The sequence below is a fragment of the Nocardioides sp. P4_G10 genome, assembly GCF_056401175.1.
On the sequence record NZ_JBFUJV010000041.1, the window covers coordinates 1 to 10,891 of the forward strand.

Below are 10,891 nucleotides of genomic sequence, written 5' to 3' on the forward strand. Positions count from 1 at the left end.
ACTTCTGCGACCCCCACTCGCCCTGGCAGCGCGGCAGCAACGAAAACACCAACGGCCTGCTGCGCCAGTACTTCCCCAAAAGCACCGACCTGTCGGTCTACCAGCTCGACTACCTCGACCACGTCGCCGCCAAGCTCAACCGCAGACCCCGCAAGACCCTCGGCTGGAAGACACCGGCACAGGCACTCGACGAACTACTGTCGAACCCACCAAAACCAACCGGTGTTGCATCCACCGCTTGAATCCGCCTCGCCCGGAACGTGGCTCAGCCACCGCTCGTACGGCGAGCCCTCGACGACACGCCCGTGGGCGGTGCGCCACCCACATTCGGCTCGCCCGGAACGTGGCTCAGCCACCGCCCCGTACGGCGAGCCACCGGACGACACGCCCGTGGGCGGTGCGCCACCCACATTCGGCTCGCCCGGAACGTGGCTCAGCCACCGCTCGTACGGCGAGCCCCGACGGCGCGTGACGCGCTGCGGACGCACGAACGCCCGGTCCGAGGACCGGGCGACGGGGTGCGATCAGGTGGTCAGAGGCCGCGCTCGCGGCGACGGCGCCACCGCTCCTCCATGCGCTCCATGAAGTGGCCCCCGGAGCGCTGGCGGCTGGGGCGGTGCGGGCGACCGCCGTCGACGACGCCGAACCCGGTGCGGCCCGAGGCGCGAACCTTGGGCGTCGCGCGACCGGGACTGCGCGCGGAGGTGAGGGCCAGGATGGCGCCGGCGAGCATCACCACGAAGCCGAGGACGCCGGTGATCGTCTGGAGGACGGCGGTCAGGTCGAGCAGGACCGCGACGATGAGGAGGCCGATGCCGACGACGAGGATCACCCCGCCGAGGATCATCCGGCGGCGTGCCGCTCGTTGGAAGGAGGTGCCGCGCAAGGTCGAGGCGAGCTTGGGGTCCTCTTCGACGAGGGCGCGCTCCATCTGCTCGAGCATTCGCAGTTCTTCTTCGGAGAGCTCCACGTTTCCTCCTCACCTCTGGGGCAAGTCTAGGCACCCGCCACCACCTACGGTAGGCGTCCCCGGAAAATTCACCCCCGGGGAAGGAGCGGGACGTCACACCAGGCTCGCCGGACGGACTGCCGCCGCCCCGAACCGCCGTGTCGCGCGGTCCACTGCACGGTCGGCCTCGGCCCATCCGTGCTCCGGCTCGCCGAGGACGAGCTGCCGGTGGACCGTCGCCCGCGGCACCAGTCCCTCCACCCGTACGCCGACCAGTCGCAGGCGCGCACGCTGGAGCCCGAGCGCGTCGTAGAGACGGGTCACCGCGCGGTGCACCTCTACGGTGACGTCGGTGGCCTCCGCCATCGTGCGCGAACGGGTGATGGTGGTGAAGTCGGCGAACCGCACCTTGAGGGTGACGGTGCGGCCGGCCACTCCCGCCGCGCGCATCCGTCCGGCGACGCGGGCCGAGAGGCGCAGCAGCTCGCGGACGATCACGTCGCGGTCGTCGGTGTCGCGCGCGAAGGTCTCGTCGGCCCCCATGGACCGCTCGGGCTCGTGCGGACCCGCCGTCGGGGTGAGGTCGCTGCGGTCGGTGCCCCAGGCCAGGTGGTGGAGCTGGCGACCGAGGTGGTCGCCGAGCGCACGCTGGAGGGTCTGGAGCGGGGTGTGGGCGACGTCGCCGACCGTGACCAGGCCGAAGCGGTTCAGGAGTGCCTGCGTCTTCTCCCCCACGCCGTAGAGCTCGCCGACCTCCAGGGGATGCAGGAACGAGGTGACCTCCGCCGGAGGCACCACCACCACGCCGTCGGGCTTCGCACGCCGGCTCGCTACCTTGGCCACCGACACCGACGCCGCCACCCCGACGGAGCAGGTGATGCCCTGCTCGTCGTGGATCGTCGCGCGCAGGTGCTCGGCGATCTCGGCAGGGGTGCCGAGGCGTCGCGTCGACCCCCTGACGTCGAGGAACGCCTCGTCGAGCGACATCGCCTCCACCACCGGGGTGACGTCGCGGAACGTCTCCATCACCGAGGCGGAGACGCTGGTGAAGGTGGAGTAGTCGGGCGGGAGCACCACGACGTGCGGGCAGAGGCGGCGGACGCGGGTCATCGGCAGCGCCGACCGGATGCCGTAGCGGCGGGCGACGTAGTTGGCGGCCAGCACCACGCCTCGACCGCTGCCGCCCACCACGACCGGCTGGTCGACCAGGTCAGGGCGCTCGCGGAGCGCGACGGAGGCGTAGAACGCGTCCATGTCGACGTGGAGCAGCGGGGTCTCGGTCATCGCCCGCCCCCGTCGGGGCGACGGTCAGCGGCGCGCGACCACGTGGAGCTGGGCAGCGAGCGGGAGGTACTCGGGGCGGGTGGCCACGGCCTTCTCGAGCTCGACCAGCGCCGCCGTGGCGCCGGGCTCGAGGTCGAGGAGGCTGCCCGGCACCAGGTCGGCGAAGACCCGGACGGCGTGGACCCACTCGGGGTGCAGACCGGCGCCGGCCAGGAGGTCGACGACCTCGTCGTGGGTGAGCCGGCGCCCGCCGCGCCCGAACGAGCCGCCGGACGCGGGACCGGCCGAGCCGCCGGGCGCGTCCTCGAGGAGCTCGCGGGCGGCCTGGAAGTGGCCGGCCATGGCGCGCGCCACGACGGCGGCGTGCCGCTGGGCGACGAGCAGGCTGAGGTGGCCGCCGGGACGCAGCACGTCGGCGATCGAGGCGAGGGAGGCCGCGGGGTCGTCGACCATCTCGAGGACGCCGTGGCACAGGACCAGGTCGGCCTCGTCGGCGAGGTCGGGCAGGTCGGACAGGTCGCCCTGCTGGCCCGTGACCCGGTCGGCGACGCCGGCCTCGCGGGCGCGCCGGTCGAGGGAGGCGAGGGCGTCGGGGCTGGGGTCGATGACCTGCACGGTGTGGCCCAGCTCGGCGAGCGGGACGGCGAACCCGCCGGTGCCTCCGCCGATGTCGACGATGCGGGCCTGGCGCCCGTCGGTCGCGTCGCCGGACTCGAGGAGGCGGCGTACGCCCTCCCAGACCACGCCGGTGCGGACGGACTGGCGGCGCTCGCTGGCAGAGGAGCTCGCGGTCGGCTGGGCCATGCACGCAACCCTAGTGGCTCGGCGTGCGGGGCCCCGCTGCGGCCGCACGCGCAGAACGGGCGGCGTGTCGTAGCGCCGGCGGCGTTCATCCGGGGCTCCCGGGACTCCGATGCCACAGGGTGCGCGACGGGGCCTGGTCTCCGACCCGGGGGTCGGCGCCGGGGGCCGCCCCGAGCTTGCGCCCGACGTCGCGGGCGGGGTCACCGGCCGGCGCGACGTCGGCGTAGGGCGAGAGCCGGAAGCCGCTGGAGTGGAGGAGGGTCCGCCGCTCGGCGGGTTCGCCCGCGCCCTCCTGGATGGGGTCGGGTCGTCGGGCCAGCTCGACGCGCACCTGCTCGAGCGCCTCGTCGGTGGTGCGGGCACGCTGCCAGAGGGCGTGCAGCGCGGGGAGGTCCCAGGCACCGGTGGCGCGCAGCGAGACGCCCCGGCGGCCGGTGCGCCGCAGCTCGCCGCGCACGAGCAGCAACCAGGAAGAGAACACGGTCGCGGCGTAGGGCCCCTGGGCGTCCTCGAAGAAGGTCGCGTCGACCGGGCCGGTGCTGTCGTCGAGGGTCAGGAACACCACGCGCCGCCCCGACCTGATCGGCGGCGTCTGGGTCGCGACCTTCACCCCCGCCACGAGCAGCTCGGACCGGCTGCGCCGGCGGAGCAGGTCGCGGCTGCGGGTCACCTCGAGCGCATCGAGGAGCGAGGCGTAGGGAGTGACCGCGTGCTGGCTGACGTCGAGACCCAGGATCTCCAGCTCGGCGCGCATCCGCTCCCACGTGGTCATCTCCGGCAACCCGGTCGTCCGCTCCCCCGGCCGGCCCGGCTCGTCACCGAGCTCCAGCGTGAGCTGGACCGACTCGGCCTCGACCACCGGCCGCGTCGCCCGCGACTGCGCGGAGGCACGCGCCCAGACGCCGGCCTCGGCCAGCGCGTGCCGCTCCGTCGACCCTGAGCCGTCCCGCACCGCGGGGTCGGTGCTGTTGCGGGCAGCGGCGTCGGTCGCAGCAGTGGCAGCCGTCGACGGCGCGCTCCGCCTGGTCAGGCCCCGACCGCGCGCCCGCGAGGCCCGGTCGACCAGACGCGCATGGAGGTCGAGCTCGGCGACCTGCAGCAGCAGGTCGCGCCGCGTGATCCGACCACGCCGGTCGAGGGCCTGCTCGCCCGTCGCGATGCCGTAGACCCCGTCGAACCCGCCGGCCAGCACCAGCCGCTCGAGGGTCGGCCGGGAGACCCGGGCTCGGTGGAAGAAGTCGGACAGCGAGGCGTAGCGGCCGCCCCCGCGTGCCTCGACGATGCGGGCCACCTCGGCGGCGCTGATGCCCTTGACGTCGGTGAGGGAGAGCCGGATCGCATGGCTCCGGGGTCCGTCGGCGTCGTCGTCGGCGCGCTCCACGACGTAGGCCGATGCGCTGGCGTTGACGTCGAGCCCCCGCACGCCGACCCCGACCTGGCGCGCGTCGTCGAGGATCAGGCGCTTGGGGTACATGCCCGGGTCGTGGGTCAGCACCCCGGCGAGGAAGTGCGCCGGCCAATGGGCCTTGAGCCACGCCGACTGGTAGGTCGGCAGGGCGAACGCGGCGGCGTGGGCCTTGCAGAAGCCGAACGACGCGAACGCCTCGAGGACCGTCCAGATGCGCTCGACCAGCGCGAGGTCGTAGCCCTGGCCCAGGGCGCGCGGGAGGAACCACGTCCTCGTCGCGGCCATCCCGTCGGTGCTCCCGAGTGCACGGCGCTTCTCGTCGGCCTCGGCGTAGGAGACACCACCGAACGTCGCGATGATCTCGATCACCTGCTCGTGGAAGACCACCACGCCGCGGGTGCCCTCGAGGATCGGGCGCAGGTCGTCGTGGAGGTAGTGGACGTCCCGCCACCCGTGCTTGGCCTCGAGGTAGGGCGTGATCATGTCGCTCTTGACCGGCCCGGGGCGGAACAGCGAGATGTCGGTGATGATGTCGTCGAAGGTCTCGATGCCGGACTTGCCGACGAGCTCGCGCTGTCCGGGTGACTCGATCTGGAAGACGCCCAGGGTCTTGGCGCTGCTGATGAGGTCGTAGGTCGTGGCGTCGTCGAACGGCACCTGCGCCTCGTCGTCGAGGTCGACGTGCACCCCGTCGACGCGGCGCACCTCGGCGACCGCGTGGGCCATCGCCGACTGCATCCGGATGCCGAGCACGTCGAGCTTGAGCAGGCCGAGCTCCTCGACGTCGTCCTTGTCGAACTGGCTCATCGGGAACCCGGCGTGGGACGCCTCGACGGGCGTGCGGTCGAGCAGCGTCACGTCGGAGAGCAGCACCCCGCAGGGATGCATCGCGATGTGGCGCGGCAGCCCGTCGAGCCGCTCGACCAGTCCGAAGAAGCGGTCGAGCGCGCCGTCGCCGAGCCCGCTGGCCCGCAGCTCGGGCAGGTCGCGGAGCGCCGAGCGGGCGTCGCGGGCACGGACGTGGGGGAACGCCTTGGCGATCGCGTCCACCTCCCCCGGCGGCATGCCGAGGGCGGCGCCGACGTCACGTACCGCGTGGCGGACCCGGTAGGTGTCCATCATCGAGACGGTGACGCACCGCTCGCCGCCGAAGCGGTCGAGGATCGCGCGGTAGACCTCCTCGCGCCGGGCGGACTCCACATCGACGTCGATGTCGGGCAGCGAGGCACGCAGCGGCGACAGGAACCGCTCCATCAGCAGGCCGTGGCGGATCGGGTCGACCCCGGAGATGCCGAGCAGGTAGTTGACGAGGCTGCCGGCGCCGGACCCGCGCGCGGCACGACGGACACCCATCTCGCCGATCAGGTCGGTGACGTCGGCGACGGTCAGGAAGTAGGACGCGTAGCCCAGGGTCCGGATGGTCTCGAGCTCGTCGTCGAGCCGCTTCCAGACCCGCATCCTCGGGCCGGTGCCGTAGCGCCAGCCGATCGCCGCCTCGCAGCGGGCGCGCAGCAGCGCGTCTGCCGTGCGGTGCGGGCCCGCGTCGGGGAGCTCGAGCTCCGGGAAGTGCACCTCGCCGATGCCGAGGTCGGTGCGCGGGTCGAGCGCGCACCGGTCGGCGACCGCCCGCGTGCGGGCGAGCAACCGCCTCGCCTCCTGCTCGCTGTCGCCCAGCCCGGCGAGGCGGCAGATCTCGTCGGCCACCTCGTGCATCTGCTTGCCGGACTTGAGGAACCCCTCGGCGTTGCCGCGAGCGCCGTCGGGACCGACGTCGCGCAGCCCGGCCGAGCCCAACGGCACCAGTCGTCGGGCCGCGTCGAGCACGTCGACCGTCGGCGCGTCGAGCCGGTCGGTGTAGCGCACCGCGTTGGTCAGCACCGTCGTGAGGCCGGCGCGGCGGGCGAGGCCGGCCATCCGCGCGGCGTGGGCCGACGTGCCCGGTCCCCAGGCGCCCCCGCGGCCGCCGAGCCGGTGGGACACCAGCTCGACGACCAGGTTGGGGCGGGGCACCACCGCGAGCCACGGCGCCAGCACCGTCGGGCCGAGGTCGTCGCGGCGCCGGGTGGCGACCGCGCCCAGCTCCGAGGACGGCCCGAGCAGCACGAGCACGTCACCGCCCGCGAGGTGGGGGGCCAGCAGGTCGAGCGTTGCGACCGGTCGCCCGCGCTCCCCGGACAGGTGGACCGAGGACACCATCCGGCACAGGGCCGCCCAGCCGGCCCGGCCCATGGCCAGGAAGGTGACGCGGGCGCCGCCCCCCTGCTGTGGTGACGGGTCGCGGGACACGCCCCCGCGCACCGGCGTACGACGTCGGGGCGGGCGCCCACCTCCCCCGGTCGGCGCGCCCCCGATCGCCATGTCGGTGGTCGGGGCGACCGCGAGGTCGACCCCGAGCACCGGCCGGACGCCGGCCCGGCGGGCGGCGCCCACGAACTTCACCGCGCCGTAGGTGCCGTCACGATCGGTGAGGGCAAGCGTGTCCATGCCGTGCTCGACCGCCCGCTGGACGAGCACGTGGGGGTGGGACGCGCCGTATCGCAGGGAGAACCCGGAGGCGACGTGGAGGTGGACGAACGGGTCTGACGACACCTCGCCCCGCCCTCAGGCGACGCTGGCGTGCGGGACCAGGCCGAGCGCCTGCTCGACCACGGCGAGGAACCGGTCGGCGTCGCGCACCAGGTCGTCGGCCTCCCGCTCGGTCACGGCCCGGGTGGACCCGGCCTCGGCGGCGGCGCGCTTGCCGGCACCGGCGGCGAAGAAGCTCGCCCACTCGGTCAGCTCGGGAGCCACCTCGGCGAGCAGGACCCACGCGTTCTTCTGCCGGCGGCCCCGCGGAGCCGGGCGGGCCCGGGCAGCGAGCAGGGCGGCCGCGGCGCAGAGCGCCGCGACGTGGGCGCAGGCATAACGAGTCGGCACGTCGCGCGCCGTGATGGAGTCGCGCAGCGACGTCGCGGACCGCTCGAGGTAGGAGTGCGAGGTGGCGGGGAGCATGTGGGGTCCGACGGAGGGCCCGGGGCTGGTCGTCGAGGTCATCGCCGGCCCTCAGTCCAGGCACCCGACGAGCTGCCAGCGCCCCTCGGTCCAGTCGAAGGAGAGGTCGAAGACGCCGTAGGACTGCTGGTCGCCGGACTGCTGCTGCCCGCCCTGGATCCCGCGGCCGGCCTCCACCCGCCACAGCTCGCGCTCGGCGACGAGGTCGGTGATCGTCCTCGACTCCGCGGCGTCGTGCCCGCCGTCGGACCCGCCGTCCGACGCCCCCTGCCACCAGGGACCGGTCTCCACCCAGTGCGCGACGACGGCGCGAACCTTCCACAACCTGCCCCGCCACAGGAACTGGTCGGGGTCCTCCGCCTCGCCTCGTCGCACCTCGACGGGGTCGTCGTACTGCCTCATCGCGCCTCCTCGCACATCCGTCGACCCCGGGGCCGACCCGGGGGACGGTGGGGGTCGAGGTCACCGCCACCCGGGTCGCATCGAACACATGTTCGAACAACCAGAACGGTACTCCCCCCCACCGACAGCCCGTCAAGGGCTGACGCGACTCCCGAGGAAGGAGCCCGAGGACGGAGCCCGAGGACGACGGGAGTGGACCGCGCGGCGGACGCGCCGGGCGGACGTCAGACCCGACGCAGGTAGGCCGTCGTCTCGCGCTGCCAGAGGAAGAACGACAGCACCAGGCCCTCGACGATCACCAGGGCCGACAGCACCACGAAGATGACCGGGAGGTTGTTGTCGAGGCCGACCACGCCGACCAGCACGCCGACGCCGGCGGTGGCGGTGAGGACCGGGCGGGTCCAGCCGTAGCCGCCGACGAAGAAGGAGCCGAGCACGAGCACCAGCAGGGTGAAGCCGACGAACGCGACGACCGAGAGGGCGACGAACCCCGGCACGATGGGGCTGTCGCGCAGCAGCTCGATGCCGCCCTGGGAGAGGATCTCCTGCGCCGACGGGTTGCCCTTGGCCCAGCCGAGGATGACGTCGTCGCGCATCAGCCAGATCAGCAGCGTGATCACGCCGGACGTGGCCACGATCAGTCCGAGCACTCGCATGCTGTTGACCACGGATCCCGGCAGGTCGCGCGCCATCTTGAAGTCCCCCTGAGGCTCGTCGTCGTTCGTCGCTAGGCTCGCATCATGTCGACCGAGCACGCATCGATCACCTCATTTCGAGGCGACCTCACCCGGCGCGGCGGCGCCGGTGACGTGGTCATCCTGCCCGACAGCGCCCACACTGCGGCACTCGCCGCGGCGGCGCTCGGGTGCGAGGTCGGCGCCATCGCCAACAGCCTGCTCTTCGACGGTGACGGCGAGCCCGTCCTCATCCTCACCTCCGGTGCCCACCGCGTCGACACGGCGTCGGTCGCCGACCGCATCGGCGTGACCCGGCTCAAGCGTGCCGACCCCGACTTCGTGCGCCGCCACACCGGTCAGGTGATCGGCGGCGTCTCCCCCATCGACCACCCGGCGCCGATCCGCACCTGGATCGACCCGTGGCTGCGTCGGCACGACGTCGTGTGGGCTGCGGCCGGCCACCCCGCCGCGGTGTTCTCGACGTCGTACGACGAGCTGGTGGCGATGACCGGCGCGGTCGAGGTCGAGGTGGACTGATGGGGACCCGCTGATGGACGCCCTGGCCCTCACCTTCTCCAGCGGGTGGGCAAGTGGCATCAACGCCTACCTCGTCGTGCTGGTGCTGGGCATCGCCGACCGGGTCGGCTCCTACGCCGACATCCCCGACGCCCTCGGCCGCTGGGACGTGCTGGCCGCGGCCGGCTTCATGTTCGCGATGGAGTTCGTCGCCGACAAGATCCCCTACATCGACTCGACCTGGGACGCCATCTCCACCGCGATCCGGCCGACCGTCGGCGCGGTCATCGGCGTGCTGCTCGCCGGCGACGCCGCCTCGCTGGACCAGGCCGTGCTCGGCGTCGTCGGCGGCGGCACCGCGCTCCTGAGCCACCTGGCCAAGGCCGGCGGCCGGCTGGCCATCAACTCCTCCCCCGAGCCGGTGACCAACATCGGGGCCAGCCTCACCGAGGACGCCGCCGTGCTCGGGGTGGTGTGGTTCTCGCTCGAGCACCCGCAGGCAGCCGCCGCGATCGCCGGTGTCCTGCTCCTCACCGGCCTGGGCCTGCTGCTGGTCCTCACCCGGCTGGTGCGCCGCGGCTGGCGGCGCTGGAAGAACAAGGAACCCGTCGAGCGGGCGACCTAGCGGACGCCTAGGGTTCCCCCGTGGCTCGTGTGGTGGTGGTCGGAGGTGGCTTCAGCGGCATGGCGGCCGCTGCCCGGCTGGCCAAGCTGGGGCACGCGGTCACGATCCTCGAGCGTGCCGAGCATCTCGGGGGCGCGCTGACCACGGTCGAGCACGACGGCTTCGCGTGGGACGCCGGGCCGACCACGACGCTCCTGCCGGCGGTCGTGCGCGACCTGTTCCGGAAGTCGGGCCGCCCGCTCGAGCGCGAGCTCGACCTCCAGCCGCTCGACCTGGTCCGCGAGCACCGCTTCGCCGACGGCTCGACGGTACGGCTGCCCGGCGGCTCGCGAGCCGCCCAGCTCGCGGCCGTCGAGTCCCTCGGCGAGGGCCTCGGCCGGCAGTGGGTCGACCACGTGGCGTCGTACGGCGAGCTGTGGGAGCTGCTGCGCAAGGAGTGGTACGAGCGGCCCTACGACCCCGACGTCGCGCCACGCGAGCTCGTGGCGATGCTCGACCGGCGCGAGTCGCTGCACAAGCGGCTTCGTCGGTCGCTCGACGACGAGCGGCTGCGGCTGCTCGCCGGCCACCGGGTCGTCATGGACGGCCACGACCTGCGCCGGGCGCCGGTGCTCGCCGGCGTCGACGTCTACCTCGAGCAGCGCTTCGGGTCGTGGACCGTCCCCGGCGGGCTCGCCGCCCTCGGCGTGGCGATGGCCGACCGCCTCGCGCTGCGGGGCGTCACCGTGCTGACCGGCACTCCGGCGACCGACCTCGTCGTGCGCGACGGCCGGGTCGCGGCGGTCCGGACCGCGGTCGGCGAGGTCGACACCGACCACGTGGTCGTCGCGATCGACCCGCGGCGGCTGCCCGCCCTCGCGTCGTACGTCCGGCGCACGATGCCTGCCTTCCCGCCGGTCGTGTGCCACGTGGGGCTCGAGGGCGAAGTGCCCGACCTGCCCCACGAGGTGGTGCTTCACGGAGACCCGCTGCTGGTGGTGCGCACGGGTGGCCGGGCGCCCGACGGTGCGGCGGCGTGGACGGTGCTGGCACGCGGCCTCATCGCGGAGGACGTCCTGACGGCGCTGGCGCGCCACGGCCTCGACGTCCGCAGACAGGTCGTCGCCCGCGTCGACCGCACGCCGGCCGACCTCGTCGAGGCGTGGGGCGGCTCGCCGCACGGCGTGCAGTGGCAGGGTCCCCGCACGGCCCGCGCGCGGCTCGGCCCGCGGACGCCGATCGCCGGCGTGCTGGCC

The 10,891-nt window shown here is 73.9% G+C and carries 11 protein-coding genes; 4 read left to right on the forward strand and 7 right to left on the reverse strand.

Annotated features, from left to right (window positions below):
- Nucleotides 1–242, forward strand: a 242-nt coding sequence (locus tag AC1DP1_RS23010) for an IS30 family transposase (protein ID WP_477507862.1), incomplete at its 5' end; no start/stop codon positions are given.
- Nucleotides 243–532: 290 nt separating this feature from the next.
- Here AC1DP1_RS23010 and AC1DP1_RS23015 read toward each other — a convergent pair.
- From AC1DP1_RS23015 to AC1DP1_RS23045, 7 genes are all read right to left on the reverse strand, one after another.
- Nucleotides 533–970, reverse strand: coding sequence for a DUF3040 domain-containing protein (locus tag AC1DP1_RS23015; RefSeq protein WP_477508818.1), 438 nt, complete (start codon nucleotides 968–970; stop codon nucleotides 533–535).
- Between the two features lie 93 nt (nucleotides 971–1,063).
- Nucleotides 1,064–2,233 carry a DNA polymerase IV gene (dinB, locus tag AC1DP1_RS23020; protein WP_477508819.1) on the reverse strand — a complete coding sequence of 390 codons (1,170 nt, stop codon included), beginning with the start codon at nucleotides 2,231–2,233 and terminating at the stop codon, nucleotides 1,064–1,066.
- Between the two features lie 24 nt (nucleotides 2,234–2,257).
- Nucleotides 2,258–3,037, reverse strand: a complete 780-nt coding sequence (locus tag AC1DP1_RS23025) for a class I SAM-dependent methyltransferase (protein ID WP_477508820.1) — start codon at nucleotides 3,035–3,037, stop codon at nucleotides 2,258–2,260.
- Nucleotides 3,038–3,122: 85 nt separating this feature from the next.
- Complete coding sequence (locus tag AC1DP1_RS23030) at nucleotides 3,123–7,034, reverse strand: DNA polymerase III subunit alpha (RefSeq protein ID WP_477508821.1); 3,912 nt, start codon at nucleotides 7,032–7,034, stop codon at nucleotides 3,123–3,125.
- 12 nt (nucleotides 7,035–7,046) lie between these two features.
- Nucleotides 7,047–7,478, reverse strand: coding sequence for an SAV_6107 family HEPN domain-containing protein (locus AC1DP1_RS23035; protein WP_300045369.1), 432 nt, complete (start codon nucleotides 7,476–7,478; stop codon nucleotides 7,047–7,049).
- 9 nt (nucleotides 7,479–7,487) lie between these two features.
- Nucleotides 7,488–7,838 carry a DUF6504 family protein gene (locus AC1DP1_RS23040; protein ID WP_477508822.1) on the reverse strand — a complete coding sequence of 117 codons (351 nt, stop codon included), beginning with the start codon at nucleotides 7,836–7,838 and terminating at the stop codon, nucleotides 7,488–7,490.
- A gap of 224 nt (nucleotides 7,839–8,062) precedes the next feature.
- The gene (locus tag AC1DP1_RS23045; RefSeq protein ID WP_477508823.1) at nucleotides 8,063–8,530 is read right to left on the reverse strand and encodes a hypothetical protein; all 468 of its coding nucleotides are present in this window, start codon (nucleotides 8,528–8,530) and stop codon (nucleotides 8,063–8,065) included.
- A gap of 48 nt (nucleotides 8,531–8,578) precedes the next feature.
- Between AC1DP1_RS23045 and AC1DP1_RS23050 the strand changes: the two genes are divergently transcribed.
- The 3 genes from AC1DP1_RS23050 to AC1DP1_RS23060 all read left to right on the forward strand — a co-directional run.
- Nucleotides 8,579–9,052, forward strand: a complete 474-nt coding sequence (locus tag AC1DP1_RS23050) for a YbaK/EbsC family protein (RefSeq protein ID WP_477508824.1) — start codon at nucleotides 8,579–8,581, stop codon at nucleotides 9,050–9,052.
- A 13-nt stretch (nucleotides 9,053–9,065) separates the two neighbouring features.
- Nucleotides 9,066–9,656: a DUF4126 domain-containing protein gene (locus AC1DP1_RS23055; protein ID WP_477508825.1), complete on the forward strand. Its 591-nt coding sequence runs from the start codon at nucleotides 9,066–9,068 to the stop codon at nucleotides 9,654–9,656.
- Nucleotides 9,657–9,676: 20 nt separating this feature from the next.
- The coding region (locus AC1DP1_RS23060) for a phytoene desaturase family protein (protein WP_477508826.1) at nucleotides 9,677–10,891 on the forward strand (1,215 nt) is incomplete at its 3' end.